This is a genomic window from Geobacter sp. 60473 (assembly GCF_036323535.1).
Lineage (GTDB): Bacteria > Desulfobacterota > Desulfuromonadia > Geobacterales > Geobacteraceae > Geobacter > Geobacter sulfurreducens.
In genome coordinates, this window is sequence record NZ_AP028967.1 from 1,192,699 (window position 1) to 1,212,273 (window position 19,575).

Consider the following 19,575-nt stretch of genomic DNA (forward strand, 5'->3'; position numbering starts at 1 on the left):
TACCAGCCGGTGCGTATGAATTATGGAACGAACGGTACACCGAACACCGACCTTGCATGATTTTTCAACAGTCTGCTGACCGACCCGCGCAGGATGGACACTTCGTGTGTTCCTACGCCTGTCAGGGGCTGCACATACATTATTGCTGAACGAAAGGAAGGACCCGCCCGTGATCGAACGTTACAGCCGTCCCGAAATGGCCCGTATCTGGGAACCGCGCAATCGTTACCAGAAGTGGCTCGACATCGAGATTTACGCCTGCGAGGCCCACGCTGACCTGGGCAACGTGCCCCGTGACGCGGTGGAGCGCATCAAGGCAAAGGCTGATTTCGACGTAGACCGCATTGATGAGATCGAGCGGACGGTGAAGCATGACGTCATCGCCTTTCTCACCTCCGTTGCCGACTACATCGGAGATGATTCACGCTTTGTCCACTTGGGACTCACCTCGTCGGACGTGCTCGATACCTCCTTCGCCATGCTGCTGGCCGAGGCCTCCGATCTCATCATCGATGACATCAAACGCCTCATGGAGGTCATCAAGCGCCGCGCCTACGAACACAAGGATACGCCGATGATGGGGCGTTCCCACGGCATTCATGCCGAACCGGTCACCTTCGGCATCAAGATGGCCCTCTGGTACGACGAGATGAAGCGCAATCTCCGCCGGATGGAGGCTGCCCGGGAAACCGTTGCCTACGGCAAGATATCCGGCGCGGTCGGCACCTTTGCCAATATCGATCCGCAGGTGGAGGAATATGTCTGCGCCAAGGCAGGGCTCAAGCCTGCTCCCTGCTCGACCCAGGTGATCCAGCGGGACCGCCACGCGGAGTTCTTCTCCACCCTGGCGATCATCGCCGCCTCCATCGAGAAGTTCGCCGTGGAAATCCGTCATCTCCAGCGAACCGAAGTGCTTGAGGCCGAGGAGTTTTTCAGCAAGGGGCAAAAGGGGTCGTCGGCCATGCCCCACAAGCGCAATCCCGTCCTTTCGGAGAACCTGACCGGCCTTGCACGGCTCATGCGGGGCTACGCGGTATCTGCCCTCGAAAACGTGCCCCTCTGGCACGAGCGGGATATCTCCCACTCGTCCGTTGAGCGGGTCATCGGCCCGGACGCCACCATCTGTCTCGATTTCATGCTCAACCGGGCCATCGGACTCATCGACAATCTCGTGGTCTATCCCGAGAACATGATGCGGAACCTGAACCTCATGCGCGGCCTCATCTTCTCCCAACGGGTGCTCCTTAAACTGGCCACTGCCGGTGCATCCCGCGAGAAGGCTTATGAACTGGTCCAGCGCAACGCCATGAAGGTGTGGGAACAGGGCAAGGATTTCCAGGAGGAGCTCCTGGCAGACAATGAGGTTCGTGGTTTCCTTCCCGAGGATGAAATTCGCGAGGCCTTTGACCTGAACTACCATCTGAAGCATGTGAACACCATCTTTACGAGGGTTTTCGGTGGCTGACATCGTGGGTTTCCTCAGCAGCTTCTACCGGTTGGAGGCAGGGGATCACCTGCTGCTCTTCTGGCTGAAAGAGATACTCGTAGCCCTGATCATCTTCAGCGTTTTCTGGGGGCTGTCGCTTGTTCTCCGGACCCTGCTCACCAAGTGGGTTCCACGCTTTACCGCGTTCACGAGCACTGATCTGGACGACCGGATTCTGGCTCGTGTGACGCCGCCGGCATGCCTGCTGGTGGTTCTTGCCGGACTTTACTATGCAGTCAAGTCGCTGCCGTTTCCCGATAAGGCACACGTACTCACCGCAGGGGCCATATTCATCGTTAACGTTATCATCGTTACCAATATCGCCTGGCGCGGTATCAACGAGCTCCTTGCGTGGTACGGCAACCGTCTCGCAGAGCGCCACGGCGAAGGAGTCGATCGGCAGATCATACCTCCGCTGGAAAAGCTCATCACCATCTTCCTGGCAGGTATCGCCCTGATGGTGGTGCTCAGGCATTTCAATTACGACATCCTCTCGGTGGTGACGGCACTGGGAATCGGCTCCCTTGCCATCGGTATGGCGGCAAAGGAAACGCTGGCAAACATGATCTCCGGTTTCACGCTTATGGTTGACCGTCCCTTCCGCATCGGCGACCGGATTCAGCTTGCCTCTGGCCAATGGGGCGACGTGGCTGATATCGGGCTGAGGACCACTAAGATCAAGACCGTGGACAATACCCTGCTTATCATCCCCAATTCAGAGCTCTGCAACACCACCATCATTAATCTGGCGTTTCCCGATGTGCGCGCCAAGGGGCGGATCAACATCGGCATCTCCTATGACAGCAATGTCGAACGGGCCAAGTCGCTTCTGGTGGAAACGTCCCTGGAGATCCCGCAGGTGCTGCGGGATCCGGCACCTGAAGCGTTTTTCGTGTCTTTTGGCGACAGTGCCCTCACCATGTCACTCTTCTTCTGGGTGGATGAGTACGCTTCCGTCTTCGCCACCACCGATAAAATCAATGAGCGGATCATCGCACGGTTCCGCGAGGAAGGGATCACCATTCCCTATCCAATACGGACGGTTATCATGGAAAAGGAACAATAAATGGCGCAACGAATCGAAGTCGCCCTGAAAGAGGGAGTTCGTGATGCCCGCGGTGAGCGGGTTCGGCGAGAGATTGAGCATTTTCTCCACCTGCCGGTGGAAGAGGTGCGAACCATCGACGTCTATACGGTGGATGCCGGAATTTCACAGGAAGAGCTGGTGAAAGCCGCCTCTGAGCCGTTCAGCGACCCGGTCATCCAGACCTGGAGCCTGGACCGGCCTCTTGCCGACGGGTTCGACTACCTGGTGGAGGTCGGGTTCCGACCCGGCGTTACCGACAACGTGGGCCGCACGGCCAGGGAGGCCATCGAATATATCACCGGACGTCCCTTTGCAGCAGGAGAGGGGGTCTACACCTCGGTGCAGTACCTGCTTTCCGGAGCCCTGTCGCGGACCGATGTGGAACGGATTGCCCGCGATCTCCTCTGCAACACGCTCATCCAGCGCTACATCATTCTGGATCGGGCGGAATTCGCCGCTGCCGGCGGGGTTGCAGTCGTTGTTCCCAAGGTGACGGGAGAGACCCGCGCCCAGGTTCGGGAGATCGACCTGAACGTTTCCGACGACGAACTGATGAGGATCAGCCGTGAAGGGGTCCTTGCCCTCACGCTGGACGAAATGAAGGTGATCCAGGCCCACTACCGCAATCCGGCAGTCATAGCGGAACGGTCCAAGGTCGGACTTGCGGCCAAGCCCACCGACGCGGAATTGGAGGCCCTTGCCCAGACCTGGTCGGAGCACTGCAAACATAAGATATTCTCCGGAAATATTGAATATATCGACGAAAACGGAAATCGCGAGGAGATTCGTTCTCTGTTCAAGACCTTTATTCAGGGGACCACCAAGACGGTGCGCGAACAGCTCGGCGAGCGCGATTTCTGCCTCTCGGTCTTCAAGGACAATGCCGGGGTTATCCGCTGGAACGACGACTGGTCCCTGGTGTTCAAGGTGGAGACCCACAATTCGCCGTCGGCGCTGGACCCCTATGGCGGGGCGCTCACCGGCATTGTCGGCGTGAACCGGGACCCCTTCGGCACCGGCAAGGGGTCCAAGCTCATCTTTAATACCGATGTGTTCTGCTTTGCGTCGCCGTTCTACGACAAGCCCCTCCCGAGCCGGCTGCTGCACCCGCGCCGCATCTATGAGGGCGTTGTGGAAGGGGTGGAGCACGGCGGCAACAAGAGCGGCATCCCCACGGTGAACGGCTCCCTTGTCTTTGACGACCGCTTTGCCGGCAAGCCCCTGGTCTTCTGCGGTACGGCAGGGCTCATGCCTGCCACCATCAACGGAGCTCCGGCCCACGAGAAGTTCATCCACCCCGGCGACCTGATCGTCATGACCGGCGGCCGCATCGGCAAGGACGGCATCCACGGCGCAACCTTCTCATCCGAAGAACTCCACGAAGGTTCTCCGGTGACGGCGGTGCAGATCGGCGATCCCATCACCCAGAAGCGGATGACCGATTTCCTTATCCGGGCACGGGACAAGGGGCTCTACAACTTTATCACCGACAACGGTGCCGGCGGACTCTCCTCGTCTATCGGTGAGATGTCGGGCGAGTGCGGCGGCTGCCGTATGGATCTGTCCAAAGCACCTCTCAAGTATCCGGGTCTCGATCCCTGGGAGATCCTGATCTCAGAGGCCCAGGAGCGGATGAGCCTCGCTGTTCCGCCCGAGCACATCGACGAGTTCATAGCCATGGCCCGCCGTTTCGGTGTGGAGGCAACCATCCTCGGTGAGTTCACGGATTCCGGCTACTTCCATATCATGTACGGGGACAGAACCATCGCGTATCTTCCCATGGACTTTCTCCACGGTGGACTACCCCCCATGCAGATGCGGGGGGTCTGGGAAGTGAAGCGCCACGAAGAGCCGGCGCTGGAGGTGAAGCAAGACTACGCGGCCGACCTGAAGCAACTGCTCGGTTCGCTCAATATCTGCTCCAAGGAGTCGGTGGTCCGGCGCTACGACCACGAGGTGCAGGGGGGGAGCGTGGTGAAACCGTTCACGGGCGTTGCCAACGACGGTCCCTCGGATGCGGCGGTGATCCGGCCGGTGCTCGACTCCTTCGAGGGGGTCGTGGTGAGCCACGGGATCTGCCCGCGGTACAGCGACATCGATGCCTATCACATGACCGCCAACGCCATTGATGAGGCCCTGCGCAACTATGTGGCCGTGGGCGGCTCCCTGGATCTCGTGGCGGGGCTCGACAACTTCTGCTGGTGTGACCCGGTCCAGTCCGACAAGACCCCTGACGGCGAGTACAAGATGGCCCAACTGGTTCGCTCAAACAAGGCCCTCTACGACTATTGCGTCGCCTTCGGCATCCCCCTCATCTCGGGCAAGGATTCCATGAAGAACGACTTCTGGGACGGCAACGTGAAGATTTCCATCCCGCCGACCCTTTTGTTCTCAGTCATCGGCAAGATCGACGACGTCCGTACGGCGGTCACCATGGACGCCAAGCGTCCGGGCGACATCGTCTACCTCCTGGGCAAGACCGGCTATGAACTGGGAGGCTCCGAGTACCTGGCCCTCAAGGGATTAGTGGGTAACAGCGTGCCGCAGGTGAACACCGCCAAGGCGCTGCCGCGCTACCGGGCCCTGCACCGGGCCATCAGCCAGGGTCTGGTTGCTTCGTGCCACGACCTTTCCGATGGCGGGCTCGCCGTGGCCTTGGCCGAAACGGCTTTTGCCGGCGGATTCGGCATTGTCGCTGAACTGTCGCGGGTCCTCTGGAGCGGTGACGAAGCCCTGAAAGGCGATGCAGCTCTCCTGTTCTCAGAGTCTGCGTCGCGTCACCTCGTCACGGTCCGTTCCGAGAATCGGGAGGCTTTCGAGTCGGTCATGGCGGGGAATTGCTTCTCCTCCATCGGGGTGGTAACGGAAGAGGGGAGGGTGACGGTTGCCGGTCTTTCGGGCACCAGGATCATCGACGCGGGGATCGACGAACTCAAGCAAGCGTGGCAGAGCCCGCTGAGGGAGCTGTAATCAATGGCAAAGGCACGAGCGATAGTTATAACCGGCAACGGCACAAACTGCGAAATGGAGGCGGCTCACGCCTGCCGCCTGGGCGGCTTCGATGAGACCGTCATTGCCCACATATCCGATATTCTCACCGGTGAGATCCGGCTCGACGATTTCCACTTTCTCAATCTTACCGGCGGGTTCCTGGACGGGGACGACCTGGGGAGTGCCAAGGCCCAGGCAAACCGTTTCAGATATGCCCGGGTCGACGACCTGGAAGAGCACCTGATCGACCAGATCATGCGCTTCATTGACGCGGGCAAGCTGATCCTCGGTGTATGCAACGGGTTCCAGCTCATGACCAAAATGGGGCTGCTGCCTGCCGTGGACGGTGCCTATCTGGCCCAGACGGCAACACTCACCTTCAATGCCTGCGGCAGGTTCCAGGATCGCTGGGTGTACCTGAAGGTCGATCAGGCATCGCCGTCAATTTACACGAAAGGGGTGGAGACGGGGCTCTATCTGCCGATACGTCACGGTGAAGGGAAGTTCGTGGTGGACAGCCCGGCAACTCTTGCCGCTATTGAAGCGAAGCACCTGGCGGTCTTCACCTATTCCGACGAAACATATTCGGCACCCACCATGGAGTTTCCATTGAACCCCAACGGGTCGGTCAACGCCATCGCTGCCGTCTGCAACGAATCCGGCCGGCTCATGGGCATGATGCCCCACCCCGAGGCGTTCCTCCACCGGACCAATCATCCCCGCTGGACCCGCGAGGACCTTCCCGAAGAGGGAGATGGACTCGTCCTGTTCCGCAACGCGGCCGACTACGCGAAGGCAAACCTGCTGTAGGGGGCGGTTTCCCGCCCACACCATTTTGGAGAGATGATGAAGCTCTACAGACCAACGGAAGAGTGCGGCATTTTCGGTATCTACGGCCACCCTGAGGCGGCCAATCTGACGTACCTGGGCCTTTACGCCCTTCAGCACCGGGGACAGGAAGCCTGCGGCATCGTCTCCTCGGACGGCCGCAGCCTCTACACCCACCGGAGCATGGGGCTTGTGGCGGATGTCTTCGGCAATCAGGAAATCTTCGGCAATCTTCCCGGTGAATCCGCCATCGGGCACGTGCGCTACTCCACCACCGGCGACTCGGTCCTCAAGAACGTGCAGCCCATCAAGGTCGACTACTCCCGGGGCTCCATTGCCATTGCCCACAACGGCAACCTGGTAAACGCCCAGTACATCAAGGACGAGTTGGAGGCCTGGGGTTCCATTTTCCAGACCACCATGGACACGGAGGTGATTCTCCACCTGCTGGCCACCTCAAAGCATAGTTCCCTGGAGGATCGGATCATCGATACCCTCGGCCGGATCAAGGGTGCCTACTGTCTTCTGTTTCTCACGGAGACCCGCATGGTGGCGGCCCGTGACCCCCACGGTTTCCGCCCCCTCTGTCTCGGCAGGCTCGGCGATGCCTGGGTGGTTGCGTCCGAAAGCTGTGCCCTTGACCTGATCGAGGCCGAGTTTGTCCGTGAAATCGAGCCGGGCGAGATCGTGGTCATTACCAAGGACGGGCTCACCTCCCATTTCCCCCACAAGAAGATCGAGCCGGCACCCTGCATCTTCGAGTTCGTCTACTTTGCCCGCCCCGATTCCTACATCTTCGGCAAGAACGTCTACCAGGTCCGCAAGGAGTTCGGGCGCCAGCTCTGTCGCGAGCACGGCATCGATGCCGATATCGTTATCCCGGTTCCCGATTCGGGGGTCCCCGCGGCCCTGGGCTATGCCCAGGAGGCGGGCCTTCCTTTCGAGTTGGGGTTGATCCGCAACCACTACGTGGGGCGCACCTTCATCGAGCCACAGCAGTCGATCCGGCATTTCGGCGTGAAGATCAAGCTCAACCCGGTGCGGGAGGTTCTCAAGGGGAAGAGGGTGGTGATCATCGATGATTCCATCGTCCGCGGCACCACTTCCCGCAAGATCGTGAAAATGGTACGCAACGCCGGCGCATCCGAGGTTCACGTTCGCATCTCATCGCCTCCCACGAGCTATCCCTGTTACTACGGCATCGACACCCCCACCCGCAAAGAACTCATCTCCTCGTCACACACCATCGAGGAAATCCGCAAGTACATAACCGCCGATTCGCTGGGCTACCTTTCGGAGGAAGGGCTGCTCCAGGCCGTGGGCGCCGGCAGCAACCCCTTCTGCAAGGCCTGTTTCTCCGGCGGCTACCCGATTACATTCCCGCGCCTCATGGCCGAACCCCAACTGGACCTTTTCTGAAAGGAGTGAACCGATCCATGACTGACAAGGAACGACTGAAGCAGATCATTCTGGAGCTGTCCTACGAGAAGCGGAAGGTAGTTCTCGCCTCGGGCCGCGAAAGCGACTTCTATTTTGACGGCAAGCAGACTACCCTCCATGCCGAGGGGGGACTGCTGGTGGGCAAGCTTTTCTATGAGGCCATAAAGGATGTGGAAGGGGTCCAGGGGGTAGGGGGGATCACCCTCGGCGCCGACCCAATTGCCACGGCAACCTCCATTGCCGCATTTCTGGACGGCCGCCCCATGCACGCGTTCATCATCCGCAAAGAACCCAAGGGGCACGGCACGGGCCAGTGGCTCGAAGGACGCAAGAACCTTCCGCCCGGATCAAAGGTGGTCATCGTCGAAGACGTGGTTACCACCGGCGGTTCCTCCATGAAGGCCGTCAAGCGGGCTGAAGAGGAAGGGCTCAAGGTGTTCTGCATCGTTTCCCTGGTTGACCGTGAGGAGGGGGGACGCGAGAATATCGAGCAGGAAGGGTACGAGCTCCGGACCATCTTTACTAAGTCCGAACTGCTGGCCTGACAAGGGCAGGAGGCTTCGAAAGCATGAGGAGAAGGCAGGCGGGTGCGCTCCCGCCTGCCTTTTTAATGGGACCATGGAAGACATTCTCGACCACTACGGCAACCTGCTTTCCCGCATCGACGACTGGTTCCGCGCCTGCCTCGGCAGTTCGGGCGACCGCATCCGCTGTGCCGACGGCTGTTCGGACTGCTGCCGGGGGCTCTTCGACATAACGCTTCTGGACGCGGCCTTTCTTCGCCGGGGCTTTGACCGGCTCGCTCCGGAGGTGCGCGAACAGGTCCTTGGCCTGTGTCGTGAGCGTATTGCTGGACTCAGGCTGGTGTGGCCCGAATTCGATCAGCCCTTCATCCTCAACATGCGCCCCGATGATGAGTGGGAAGCGCTCATGCCAGATGACGACGAGACTCCCTGTCCGCTTCTGGATCAACGTGGCCGCTGCCTTGTCTACGAGTATCGCCCCATGACCTGCCGCCTGCACGGGCTTCCCCTGGTTGATGTGTCGGGCGAGATCATGCACGATGAATGGTGTACTCTCAACTACATCGATGCCGACCCTCTGGCCGATCCAGCCCTGCGCGGTGATTTCGACCGAATATTCACAGAGGAAGTCCGGCTTATCCGGATCTTTGCCGGGCGCCTTCTCGGCCATCCCCTGAGCGAAGTGGACACATTTATCCCGACCGCCCTTGCCATTGCGTTTGACCGCGTTGATTGGCTCTCCTGCGGCAACCGTCTCGCCACATTGTCTCTCTCTGACCCTCGCAGTAAATAACTTTCGTTGAGGCTTATTTTCTTTTTGACAGCTTCGATGAGCTCTGATATAAAAAGACAAATTCGGTCTTTTAGGGATTGTTATGATGGAATTAACCCGAAAGGGTGAATACGCAATTCGAGGCGTCATCTATCTTGCCCAGATTCCACCGGGCACTGTGGCGCTCATCAGCGAGATCGCCGAAGCGACGGACGTCCCCCAGACGTTTCTTGCCAAGATTCTGCAAAGCTTTGCCAAAATCGGCATTGTAAAGTCATTCAGGGGTGCCGGGGGCGGGTTCATCCTGGGGCGTCACCCGTCGCGCATCACCCTGCGCGAAGTGGTGGAGGCGGTGGAAGGACCCATTATGCCCAACCGTTGCCTCCTTGGAAGCGGCACCTGCGAGCGGGATAGTGTCTGCGGCGTTCACCCCGTTTGGCGGAAGGTACAAGAAAAAGTCGCCGAAACCCTTGACGCGGTGACCCTCGAAGAACTGGCGGCCACCACGAAACTCTGAAATTTTTTTGCCCGTATACAGGATGAAAATAGTCCTGTATGGTACTCTTAATAAAACCGCGCCCATTCATGGGCGCTTTACATGTGCAGCGGCTGCAGCCGCATAATCACTCTGAAGTACATACTCAAAGGAGGTAACGGCGAATGGACGTACTAACCCTGAGCAGGCTCCAGTTCGCGGCAACGACAATGTTCCACTTCATTTTCGTGCCGCTCACCCTCGGCCTCTCCGTCCTCACGGCGTACATGGAAACCCGGTACGTGCGTACGGGTGATGAAACCTATCTGAAAATGGCCAAGTTCTGGGGCAAGCTCTTTCTGATCAACTTTGCCCTCGGCGTGGTCACCGGCATTACCCAGGAGTTCCAGTTCGGTATGAACTGGGCCGAGTATTCCCGCTACGTGGGTGATATCTTCGGTGCTCCGCTCGCCATCGAGGCCACGGTGGCATTCTTCCTGGAGTCGGTCTTTATCGGCGTCTGGATCTTCGGGTGGAACAAGGTGTCGAAGGTGACCCATGCGGTTGCCATCTGGCTCGTGGCCATCGGTACCAATCTCTCGGCTCTCTGGATTTTGCTGGCCAACGGTTGGATGCAGAAGCCGGTCGGCTACGTGCTGCGCAACGGCCGGGCCGAAATGGTCGACTTCCTGGCCGTGGTAACCAATCCTTACGGCATCATCAAATTCGTTCACACGCTGACGTCCGGTTACATGGTGGCGGCCTTCTTCGTGATGGGGATCTCCGCGTGGCATCTGCTCAGGAAGAACCGTATCGACTTCTTTGTCCGCTCGTTCAGGATGGCAGCCACCTTCGGCTTCGTCGCCGCAATCCTGGTTTTCCTCTCCGGTGACTTCCACGCCGTGGAGATTGCAAAGACTCAGCCCACCAAGTTCGCGGCCATGGAGTCGGTCTGGGAGACTCAGAGAGGGGTCGGCATGAACCTCATTCTGCTTCCCGACCCGCAGAATGAGTGCAACGCCGTGGAACGGCTCTGTATCCCGAACATGGTGAGCATGCTCGCCTTCCACACCCCTGACGCCGAGATCAAGGGGCTCAAGGACTTTCCCAAGGAACTGCGGCCGCCGGTGCAGCCCACCTTCTGGAGCTTCCGTCTCATGGTTGGCCTGGGTACGTTCATGACACTGGCCGCCCTGGCCGGCGTTATTCTTTCCCGGATGAAGAATCTTGAGAACAGAACCCTCTTCCTGCGAGTGATGCTGCTCGCGCTGCCGCTCCCGTACATTGCGGCGCAACTGGGCTGGATCGTGGCGGAACTGGGCCGTCAGCCCTGGATCGTCTATGGGGTGCTCAAGACGGCCGATGGTGTCTCAAAGGCCGTGACAACGCCCCAGGTGGTCGGTTCGCTGGTGGGTTTCACGCTGATCTACAGCTTGCTGGGTGCCATCGATATCTATCTGCTGGCCAAGTATGCCCGCAAGGGACCCGATGACGATCTTTCCGGAATCATTAAGCCTGCGACGGTAAAGGGGGCCTAACATGGAACTGCAGATTACCTGGTTCGTTCTCTGGGGTGTACTCTGGGCGGTCTATTTCATGCTTGACGGATTTGTACTCGGTACGGGCATCCTGCATAATGTAATCGCTAAGACCGACGGCGAAAAGCGGGTGCTCATCAACGCCGTGGGGCCGGTCTGGGACGGCAACGAGGTCTGGCTGCTCACCGCCGGCGGCGCAACTTTTGCTGCATTTCCGACCACCTACGCGCTCATGTTCAGTTATCTCTACACGGCGCTCCTGTTGTTGCTCTTCTCGCTCATCATCCGCGGGGTGGCCTTCGAGTTCAGGGGCAAGATTGAGAGCGCCAGTTGGAAAAAGACCTGGGACGTGGCTATTCAGGTGTCGAGCTTTCTGCCCGCGCTCCTGTTCGGGGTGGCTTTCGGCAATATCTTCGCCGGCCTTCCCATGGACGCCAACGGCTACCACGGCAGCCTCATCGGTCTGCTGAATCCCTACGGCCTTCTCACAGGGGTGCTCTTTGTGCTCCTTTTCACGGTGCATGGAGCCCTCTACCTCTCGGTCAAATCGGTTGGTGAGCTTAGTGCCCGGGCGAAGGGGGTAGCCGACAAGGTTTGGCCGGTGCTCCTGGTGGTTGCGGTGGCATTTCTCGCGTACACGAAATTCGCCACGAAACTGTACGACAACTACCTGTCCCAGCCGGTTCTGTTCATTGTTCCGCTGCTTGCCGTGGCCGGGCTTGTCGGCACGCGTCTCTTCTCGGCCAAGGGCGCGACTCTGGCTGCCTTTGCCGCCTCGTGCGTGACGGTCCTCATGGTAGCTGCGACCGGCGTGGCCGGGCTCTTCCCGAACCTGATCCCGTCGAGCCTTGACCCGGCCTACAGCCTGACCATTTTCAATTCATCGTCGAGCCCTTATACGCTCAAAATCATGACCGTGGTTGCCTTTATCTTCGTCCCCATCGTTATCGCCTATAAGATCTGGGTGTACCGGATATTCCGGGCACCGGTCACGGAGGCAGAAGTTCTTAACGATACACACGCCTACTGATCCGACCTTTCCCGCCTTCCGTCACCGGAAAGAGCCCATTGAGCGAGGGCTTTTTCCGGTGACGGTTCCTTTCCTGTAATCCTGTTTTTCCTGATGCAGCCAAACTGAAATCTGCCGATATGTTTAGAGACTACGGCTCAGCCGTATGAACATCGCATCGACACGACAATGCGGCGGATGGACGCTTCGCGTGCAGTTCTAGAGGGGAGATTTGGTCAGTTACTATTAGTTTTGTGACCTGTGGAATGTACGGGGCAGGAAGTCGATAGGGGGGACGACGACTGTCCCCCCTATACCCGATTGCTGAAGCGTGCTATTCCCGAACATAGGTGTCCATGTCGGACTCGTGCACCATGGCCATGAGCCGCGCGTACTCGGACTCTATCATTTCATAATGGTTACGGGTCTCCCTGGCGTTCAGTTCGAACACCGCGCGCACCTGGGGATCTGCAATACGGGCTGCGGTTTCCCTCAAGGCTTTTTCCAGGCCCAACTCCTTTTCCATGGCAAGCTCCATTGCCTTCTGCTCGGTAAAGTCGGCATCTATGGTTTTGGCCAGGGATGCCATCCAGTCTGAGGCATGGTCGGGAGGAGTGTTCAGAAACGCTTCCAGATCCGGAATGTCGTTTCTCTGGTAGATTTTGTGGAAATGCCCGGCGTGTTCACGCTCTTCGCGGGCCAGAAGCTCAAAAACCTTTACGGCGTCCGGATTTTTCATCCTGCCGGCGCCAAACTGGTAGAAATTCATGGCATTTTTTTCTGTCTGAATGGACTTGAAAATGGCATCCTGAACATCGATGTCGAACATGTGCTGCCTCCTTGGGGGCGATGAGAGTAACTGCTTCCGTTTAAACGGTAGCGAACAATGGAGCGATGTCAAACATTATGGCTGCAGGGGGAGGGGACTCTCTCTCCAGCGGCTAGGAGTGGTAAGATGACGGATGAACAGAGACAATGCCCGTATCCTGTGCTCATAGCCGAGGATAATGCCCTACTGAGAGCGGTCCTCGAGGGGAATCTGCGCGAGATCGGGTACGACGTGGTTGTTGCCATTGACGGCAAGGATGCTCTCGCGCGTATTCAAAGTGGCTATTTCCCTCTGGTTATTACCGACTGGGTCATGCCGGTCATGGACGGGCCCGAACTTTGCCGGGCCGTACGGAGCCTTGGTCTTGAGCACTATACCTACCTGATCCTCCTCACCTCCCGCGACTCCAAGGAGAGCATCATTTCAGGGCTCGAAGCCGGCGCCGACGAGTATCTGGTGAAGCCGGTGACTCCCGAAGAGCTCACGGTCCGGCTCATGACCGCCCGTCGTATTATCGACCTGGAAAGCTCGCTCAAGCAAAGCATGGAGGAGGTCCGGCTCCTGACCATGCGCGACCCGCTCACGGGTATCTACAACAGGCGCTACCTGGAAGACCGGCTGCACCAGGAGGTCAAACGCACCTTCCGCTACGAACGCCCCATCTCGGTAGTCATGTTTGACATTGATCACTTCAAGAGGGTGAACGACACCTGGGGACACCTTGTCGGCGACCAGGTCCTGAAGGCCTGTGCCGAATCGGTCCGCTCCGGGGTCCGCGAAAACATCGACTGGCCCGTCCGTTATGGTGGCGAGGAGTTTGTGGTGGTACTTCCTGAAACCGATATGGCAGGTGCGGTTATTGTGGCGGAACGGCTCAGGCAACGCATAGCCCTGATACAGACCTCTGTGGGCGATGGGGCCGTGACGGTTACAGCCAGCTTTGGCGTGGCCAGTTTTACCCCTCCGGATCAGAAGGAGGATCTCTCCATCGGTGAAGTGCTGCTGGAGCGAGCCGACCGCTGCCTCTATCGGGCTAAGGGGGAGGGGAGAAACCGGGTGTGCAGCGAACAACTCTGAGACGGCCAGATTGAGCTCTTCATTTTCCGGGTCCGCCGGTCGTGCCGGCGGTCTTTGTGCGTTCGGCGACTCCGCCGTTGACATGCCACGGGCGCCGGGGTAAAAAGAAAGGTCATTTACTCCTAGGAGGTTGCACGCACGCATGAGCACCGACAGCACGAAAATCATCTACACCATGATGAGGGTGTCCAAGTACTACGACAAGAAGCCCGTCATCAAGGACATCTCCCTTTCCTATTTTTATGGGGCAAAGATCGGTGTCCTGGGTCTCAACGGCTCGGGCAAGTCGACGCTGCTGCGGATCATGGCCGGGGTCGACAAAGACTTCAACGGTCAAGCCGTGCTTTCGCCCGGTTACACCGTCGGCTACCTTGAGCAGGAACCCAAGCTCGACGAGTCGAAAACCGTCCGTGAAATCGTCGAGGAAGGGTGCCAGGAAACCGTCAATCTCCTGAACGAATTCAACGAAATCACCGCCGCCTTTGCCGATCCCGACGCTGATATGGACAAACTGCTCGAGCGCCAGGCGGAAGTACAAGAAAAGCTCGATCATCTGGATGCTTGGGATCTGGACTCGCGCCTCGAAATGGCCATGGATGCCCTGCGCTGCCCTCCCGGCGACACGCCGGTGAGTGTCCTTTCCGGCGGCGAAAAACGCCGGGTGGCCCTGTGCCGCCTGCTCCTCCAAAAGCCCGACATTCTTCTGCTGGACGAACCCACCAACCATCTGGACGCCGAAACCGTCGCCTGGCTGGAACATCACCTGCAGAGCTACCCCGGGACGATTATCGCCGTCACCCACGACCGGTACTTCCTCGACAACGTTGCCGGCTGGATTCTTGAGCTCGATCGAGGCGAGGGAATACCCTGGAAGGGCAATTATTCCTCGTGGCTTGATCAGAAGCAGAACCGACTGGCCCAGGAGGAAAAGGCGGAGAGCGAACGCCAGAAGACCCTGCAGCGCGAGCTCGAGTGGATCAGGATGAGCCCCAAGGGCCGCCACGCAAAAAGCAAGGCGCGCATCAGCTCCTACGAGCAACTCCTGTCCCAGGAGAGCGAGAGGCGGGCCAAGGACCTGGAGATCTATATCCCGCCCGGTCCCCGGCTCGGTGATATCGTTATCGAGGCGGACAATGTCTCCAAGGCCTACGGGGACCGTCTGCTGGTGGAGGGGATGAGCTTCCGTCTGCCGCCCGGCGGCATCGTCGGTGTTATCGGCCCCAACGGAGCGGGCAAAACGACCCTTTTCCGGATGATTACCGGTCAGGAGGAGCCTGATGCCGGCACCATACGCACCGGCGAGACGGTGAAAATCGCCTACGTGGACCAAAGCCGCGACGCCCTTGACCCGAACAAGAGTATCTGGGAAGAAATCTCCGGCGGCCAGGAGACGCTTCAACTCGGCAAGGTGAGTATCAATTCCCGTGCCTATGTCTCCCGCTTCAATTTCTCGGGGAGTGATCAGCAGAAAAAGGTGGGGATGCTCTCCGGCGGCGAGAGGAATAGGGTTCATATCGCAAAGATGCTCAAAGAGGGAGGAAACGTCATCCTGCTGGACGAGCCGACCAACGATCTGGATGTGAACACCATGCGGGCATTGGAAGAAGCTCTGGAAAACTTCGCCGGATGCGCTGTGGTGATCTCCCACGACCGATGGTTCCTCGACCGTATCGCTACCCACATCCTCGCCTTCGAAGGGGACAGCCAGGCAGTCTGGTTCGACGGAAACTATTCGGAATACGAAGAGGATCGCAAGAAGCGCCTCGGTGCTGCCGCTGACATGCCGCACCGGATCAAGTACCGGCAGTTGACGCGGGTATAAGGACTGGGACAGTAGTTACACGCGCAAAAGGGCCGACGGGAAACCGCCGGCCCTTTTGCGTTTCTCTGCAGACCACACTGAGTACGCGGCCCGCTATTGGTAGAGGATGATTTTCGTCACGAGCCACTGGGTGATGCTGTTGTACTGGGCAATGGTCAGGGCTGCTCCGAAGCTGTGCGTACCGCTCGAGGGATTGGCATTGGCCGGGACAGCAGCATCGATGGTTCCGGAATAAATACGCCGGTTCTGAGCATCGGCGCCGGCGATCGTCAGCCCGATGTTTTTCTGCGCGTTGGAGGAATTATTCAAGAAGTATCTGATTGAAAAGCTTACATGGGTAGAGGTTGTGAAATCCTTTGTCGCAACGAGGGGTTGAGCAACCGAGATTACATTGGTCGGATCGGCGTTGACCGGGCTCACCGTCGAATAGTTCACAAAAGGCGCCGCTTTGGTCATGCTCGAGAAGTTGGTCCGCACGCCGCCCAGGGTCAGGCGGGTCGTCTTGATTGTCTGATATGTGGTTGGGGAGGTATGTCGTACGTGCAACGACTGCCCGGCGTTGATGGTGCCGGCCGAACTGGTGAAGTCGGTGCCGTTGGTGGAGTATTCACCGTCGGTGATGCTTATGGGCGCCGGAGATGTATTACCCGTAATCGCCCGGCTGTCCGAGACAATGACGGTGTTCGGTTCCACATCGAGCTTGGGGGCAAACGTGAAGTCTGTGACCGTTGAGCTGTTCACAAAGACTGGCGGCTTGCCCATTGTCACGCTGGTAAAGGGAATGCTCTCATTGGCGATGGTCAGAACCGTAGTCATGCTGGAGCTGTAGGAGTTTGAGGTGATGTGACGCACGGTTACGCTTTGGCCCGTTTGTACATTGCCGCTGGCAGAGGTGTAGGGGGCGCCGTTGATCGAATATTCTCCATTGGCGATGCTGATCGCTGCTGACCCACCCGTAACGGTGAAAGCCTTGGACACCACCGGAGCGTTACGCTCCGCATCGGTGACTGTGCCCAGACTCCCCTGGTTCGTCTCGGTATCCGGGAACCACTCAAAATTCCCGCAACCGGCAAGGGTAAGAACAATCAGCAAAAGCGGCAGTAAGCGCGTGGTCATAGGCCCCTCGTTTCCAACGGAGTAGCGCCGGGCAGTGATTGTGGGCGGCAGTAAATGAGCCGCGTGGTCACGTCAACGTAATTCTGTAAAGAAATAGTAGAAGATTGCTTTCTGTTACACCATAAAAAAATACGGACGACCCCAGGGTCGTCCGTATGGAAACTGTCCGTGTGTGGAGCGCAGGATGTTGCTCAGAATCCTGAGACGAGGGTGACGTAACGTCCTTCGCAGAGAGTGGCGGGGCGCTTCTTTCTTTCCAACGAAGCCACCGCGTCGACCCATTCTCCGGCACGAAGAAACGACTTGATGCTCCCTTCCCGGACAAGCTGCTTCAGGTTTGCTTCCAGTGCAACGGTGATGGTGTCGTCAGTACAGCGTACAAGTACAACCATTTGTTCCTCCTTAGCGTATTGGCTCGGGGGGGTAGGTTGATGCCGCGCGCTCCACGCGGAGCGTCATCCGGCTTGCATCGAGCTGATAGTTACGTCACCTCCATTTCTCAACCTGTTTGAACAACGCAGTTATGTATACACAAAAAGAATTCGGGAGTAAAGAAAAAATTAGCGAAAATTAACCGTGCATCATGAAGGGCGATCGATACCCGCCAAAGCAGATCTGACCGGACCCTGAGCCGTGAAATAGAGTCCGGACGGATATGGGTTTAGTTCCAGGTCTTTTTAAGAAGATGGGAAAAAAGTGCCGCCAGCAGGAGTGCCCCTACCACAATGGCACCGATGAATTTACGCCGTTGCTTTGCCTGGTCATAGAGTGCCAGGGACTGCTCGATGACACTTAGTTCAGATCGGATTCGTCCCGATTCCTGCCCGACGCGGGCGGTGTCAACTTCATGAAAGAGGCGACGGAAGGTATTGCGAAGGGCGAACAGGCTTTTTCCCCTGCTGTCCGTGTCGACTCCTTCCCCTTTGAGCAGGCGGATCTTTGCATCTATGCCTGCAATCATGGCCTCGGTACGGGTCATGGCATCCTTGATTGCCGCGGCCCGTTCATATGAATGACACATGCCGCAGCGGTTTTCATTGATAATGTCGAGGGTAGCAGTCGTTACGCGGTGTGATCCGTGACAGGTGACGCAGGTGGGGCCGCCGGTTCCGAGGGCTTTGCCGTGGGCGCTCTTCAGGTAATCTTCCGAGATTCCCACATGACATCGACCACAGAATGCCGGGATCTGTTGTTCTGCCGGGGCTCCGATGAATCCCCGTGCAGGGCTCATGGCGTTGGCCGCATCGCTGGGATCTCCGCCGTGGCAGTCGTGGCACGATATGCCGTTTTCCTCATGGATGCTGCCCCGCCACTGTCCCACCGGCGCGCCACCTTTGCCCGGCTGGCTACCGTGACACTGAATGCAGACCGTTTCAAGGGCATGAGCGCACGGTGGCCCCAAGAGCACAACCAAGAGAGCAAGGATCGGAAGTATAAAAGGGACTCCGGCCCGTGAACGGAACGCGAATCTCATGAGTAATGCCCCCAGATGGTCATGGCAAGATAAACGCAGATGCCACCGATAAAACAGGCGAGAAAAAGCGGCCGCTTGAGAGGGTGCCGCTCTGCGCCACGGTCGATAAAGGGAAGCAGGGCCAGAAAGCTCATGGCCGCCCCCTGAACCATGAGGCCCAGCAGCTCGTTGGGAAAGACCTTGAGGGTCTGGTAGTTTGCCAGAAAGTACCATTCCGGCTTGATGTGAGGTGGGGTCTTGAATGGATCGGCCGGGATAAACGCTGTGGGAGGGAAGAACAGGTAGGGATTGAAGAATACCACCCCGAAGAATATCGCAAGATAGATAAAAATGGAGGTCGCATCCTGTAGCAGGTAGGTGGGGTAGAACGGGATGCCGTCCGGATGGGATTCATGGCGGAACCGGTCCCCGGCCCAGCGGGTGCGCGTATCGGCGAGGCCGAAGGGCGGCGCGGAAACGCCGATACGCTCAAGCAAAAAGAGATGTGCCCCGATGAGGGCGGCGATAAGAAGCGGTAACAGTGCCACGTGGACGGCGAAGAACCGACCGAGGGTCGGCGGTCCGACGAGCTTGCCGCCCCGCAGGAATTCCACCAGGTAGCCGCCGATGACCGGTATGGCGCCGGCGCTGTTGGTGGCCACGGTGGTTGCCCAGAATGAGAGCTGGCTCCAGGGGAGGAGGTAGCCGGTAAGGGATATTCCCAATACCAGGTTGAAAAGGATGAATCCCGTGAGCCAGTTCAGTTCCCGAGGGCGCTTGTAGCTCCCCATGAACAGGACCGACAGCATGTGGAGCAGCAGCACCGCCACCATCATGTTCGAACCGACCGCATGGCACATCCGGATGAGCCACCCGAAAGGAACGTCGTTCATTATGGCGGTGACGCTGCGAAATGCCTTGTCCGCGTCCGGAACGTAGTAGATGAGAAGCAGGATGCCGGTAACCACCTGGATGCCGAAGATTACCAGCAGGACGCTTCCCAGGGAGTACCAGGCGTTTATGTTGCGGGGCAGCAGATAGCCGGTCAGGCGTTTCTCAACCAGTTCTGCGATACCGAGGCGCACTTCGAACCATTCTCGGAGTTTGTCCGGCAGCGACATGTGGCCT

17 protein-coding genes are annotated in these 19,575 nt (G+C 58.5%); 12 read left to right on the forward strand and 5 right to left on the reverse strand.

The window, feature by feature from the left end; all coding sequences use genetic code 11:
• Positions 1-169: 169 nt before the first annotated feature.
• From purB to cydB, 10 genes are all read left to right on the forward strand, one after another.
• Positions 170-1,465 (forward strand): adenylosuccinate lyase, encoded by a 1,296-nt coding sequence (purB, locus tag AABA48_RS05400; protein ID WP_286349759.1) that lies wholly within the window; start codon positions 170-172, stop codon positions 1,463-1,465.
• Positions 1,458-2,552 (forward strand): mechanosensitive ion channel family protein, encoded by a 1,095-nt coding sequence (locus AABA48_RS05405; RefSeq protein WP_286349758.1) that lies wholly within the window; start codon positions 1,458-1,460, stop codon positions 2,550-2,552. The genes purB and AABA48_RS05405 overlap by 8 nt, the downstream gene beginning before the upstream one ends.
• Positions 2,553-5,543, forward strand: a complete 2,991-nt coding sequence (locus tag AABA48_RS05410) for a phosphoribosylformylglycinamidine synthase subunit PurS (RefSeq protein WP_286349757.1) — start codon at positions 2,553-2,555, stop codon at positions 5,541-5,543. It abuts the gene before it with no gap.
• A gap of 3 nt (positions 5,544-5,546) precedes the next feature.
• Positions 5,547-6,374, forward strand: coding sequence for a phosphoribosylformylglycinamidine synthase subunit PurQ (locus AABA48_RS05415; protein ID WP_254278541.1), 828 nt, complete (start codon positions 5,547-5,549; stop codon positions 6,372-6,374).
• A 36-nt stretch (positions 6,375-6,410) separates the two neighbouring features.
• Entirely contained in the window at positions 6,411-7,811 is a 1,401-nt protein-coding gene (gene purF, locus AABA48_RS05420) for an amidophosphoribosyltransferase (RefSeq protein WP_286349756.1), read from the forward strand.
• A 17-nt stretch (positions 7,812-7,828) separates the two neighbouring features.
• The gene (gene pyrE, locus AABA48_RS05425; protein WP_286349755.1) at positions 7,829-8,377 is read left to right on the forward strand and encodes an orotate phosphoribosyltransferase; all 549 of its coding nucleotides are present in this window, start codon (positions 7,829-7,831) and stop codon (positions 8,375-8,377) included.
• A gap of 73 nt (positions 8,378-8,450) precedes the next feature.
• Positions 8,451-9,149 (forward strand): YkgJ family cysteine cluster protein, encoded by a 699-nt coding sequence (locus tag AABA48_RS05430; protein WP_286349754.1) that lies wholly within the window; start codon positions 8,451-8,453, stop codon positions 9,147-9,149.
• A gap of 82 nt (positions 9,150-9,231) precedes the next feature.
• Positions 9,232-9,645: an RrF2 family transcriptional regulator gene (locus tag AABA48_RS05435; RefSeq protein WP_286349753.1), complete on the forward strand. Its 414-nt coding sequence runs from the start codon at positions 9,232-9,234 to the stop codon at positions 9,643-9,645.
• A gap of 143 nt (positions 9,646-9,788) precedes the next feature.
• Positions 9,789-11,141 (forward strand): cytochrome ubiquinol oxidase subunit I, encoded by a 1,353-nt coding sequence (locus tag AABA48_RS05440; protein WP_286349752.1) that lies wholly within the window; start codon positions 9,789-9,791, stop codon positions 11,139-11,141.
• Position 11,142: 1 nt separating this feature from the next.
• Positions 11,143-12,171, forward strand: coding sequence for a cytochrome d ubiquinol oxidase subunit II (gene cydB, locus AABA48_RS05445; RefSeq protein ID WP_286349751.1), 1,029 nt, complete (start codon positions 11,143-11,145; stop codon positions 12,169-12,171).
• A gap of 313 nt (positions 12,172-12,484) precedes the next feature.
• On the opposite strand, the gene AABA48_RS05450 is transcribed toward cydB, so the two are convergent.
• Positions 12,485-12,979, reverse strand: coding sequence for a ferritin-like domain-containing protein (locus AABA48_RS05450; protein ID WP_010942287.1), 495 nt, complete (start codon positions 12,977-12,979; stop codon positions 12,485-12,487).
• A 126-nt stretch (positions 12,980-13,105) separates the two neighbouring features.
• On the opposite strand from AABA48_RS05450, the gene AABA48_RS05455 reads away from it, so the two are divergent.
• Both AABA48_RS05455 and ettA read left to right on the forward strand, forming a co-directional pair.
• On the forward strand, positions 13,106-14,056 hold the full coding sequence (locus AABA48_RS05455) for a diguanylate cyclase (RefSeq protein ID WP_010942288.1): 951 nt from the start codon (positions 13,106-13,108) through the stop codon (positions 14,054-14,056).
• Positions 14,057-14,198: 142 nt separating this feature from the next.
• Complete coding sequence (ettA, locus tag AABA48_RS05460) at positions 14,199-15,878, forward strand: energy-dependent translational throttle protein EttA (RefSeq protein ID WP_286349750.1); 1,680 nt, start codon at positions 14,199-14,201, stop codon at positions 15,876-15,878.
• Between the two features lie 93 nt (positions 15,879-15,971).
• Here the strand turns inward: ettA and AABA48_RS05465 are convergent, their stop codons facing one another.
• The 4 genes from AABA48_RS05465 to AABA48_RS05480 all read right to left on the reverse strand — a co-directional run bounded on the left by AABA48_RS05465 (position 15,972) and on the right by AABA48_RS05480 (position 19,568).
• The gene (locus AABA48_RS05465) at positions 15,972-16,994 is read right to left on the reverse strand and encodes a hypothetical protein (protein WP_286349749.1); all 1,023 of its coding nucleotides are present in this window, start codon (positions 16,992-16,994) and stop codon (positions 15,972-15,974) included.
• A gap of 191 nt (positions 16,995-17,185) precedes the next feature.
• On the reverse strand, positions 17,186-17,386 hold the full coding sequence (locus AABA48_RS05470) for a GSU3473 family protein (RefSeq protein ID WP_286349748.1): 201 nt from the start codon (positions 17,384-17,386) through the stop codon (positions 17,186-17,188).
• Between the two features lie 269 nt (positions 17,387-17,655).
• Positions 17,656-18,315 carry a cytochrome c3 family protein gene (locus AABA48_RS05475; protein WP_286349747.1) on the reverse strand — a complete coding sequence of 220 codons (660 nt, stop codon included), beginning with the start codon at positions 18,313-18,315 and terminating at the stop codon, positions 17,656-17,658.
• 149 nt (positions 18,316-18,464) lie between these two features.
• On the reverse strand, positions 18,465-19,568 hold the full coding sequence (locus AABA48_RS05480) for a cytochrome b (protein ID WP_286349746.1): 1,104 nt from the start codon (positions 19,566-19,568) through the stop codon (positions 18,465-18,467).
• Between the last annotated feature and the right edge of the window lie 7 nt (positions 19,569-19,575).

Excerpts from the sequence above, each read along its gene's own strand:
- AABA48_RS05465 (WP_286349749.1), bottom strand. The coding sequence starts at position 16,994 with ATGACCACGCGCTTACTGCCGCTTTTGCTGATTGTTCTTACCCTTGCC.
- pyrE (WP_286349755.1), top strand. The coding sequence starts at position 7,829 with ATGACTGACAAGGAACGACTGAAGCAGATCATTCTGGAGCTGTCCTAC.
- AABA48_RS05415 (WP_254278541.1), top strand. The coding sequence starts at position 5,547 with ATGGCAAAGGCACGAGCGATAGTTATAACCGGCAACGGCACAAACTGC.
- AABA48_RS05480 (WP_286349746.1), bottom strand. The coding sequence starts at position 19,568 with ATGTCGCTGCCGGACAAACTCCGAGAATGGTTCGAAGTGCGCCTCGGT.
- AABA48_RS05430 (WP_286349754.1), top strand. The coding sequence starts at position 8,451 with ATGGAAGACATTCTCGACCACTACGGCAACCTGCTTTCCCGCATCGAC.
- AABA48_RS05435 (WP_286349753.1), top strand. The coding sequence starts at position 9,232 with ATGATGGAATTAACCCGAAAGGGTGAATACGCAATTCGAGGCGTCATC.
- cydB (WP_286349751.1), top strand. The coding sequence starts at position 11,143 with ATGGAACTGCAGATTACCTGGTTCGTTCTCTGGGGTGTACTCTGGGCG.
- AABA48_RS05450 (WP_010942287.1), bottom strand. The coding sequence starts at position 12,979 with ATGTTCGACATCGATGTTCAGGATGCCATTTTCAAGTCCATTCAGACA.
- AABA48_RS05470 (WP_286349748.1), bottom strand. The coding sequence starts at position 17,386 with ATGGTTGTACTTGTACGCTGTACTGACGACACCATCACCGTTGCACTG.
- ettA (WP_286349750.1), top strand. The coding sequence starts at position 14,199 with ATGAGCACCGACAGCACGAAAATCATCTACACCATGATGAGGGTGTCC.
- AABA48_RS05440 (WP_286349752.1), top strand. The coding sequence starts at position 9,789 with ATGGACGTACTAACCCTGAGCAGGCTCCAGTTCGCGGCAACGACAATG.
- purF (WP_286349756.1), top strand. The coding sequence starts at position 6,411 with ATGAAGCTCTACAGACCAACGGAAGAGTGCGGCATTTTCGGTATCTAC.
- AABA48_RS05455 (WP_010942288.1), top strand. The coding sequence starts at position 13,106 with ATGACGGATGAACAGAGACAATGCCCGTATCCTGTGCTCATAGCCGAG.
- AABA48_RS05410 (WP_286349757.1), top strand. The coding sequence starts at position 2,553 with ATGGCGCAACGAATCGAAGTCGCCCTGAAAGAGGGAGTTCGTGATGCC.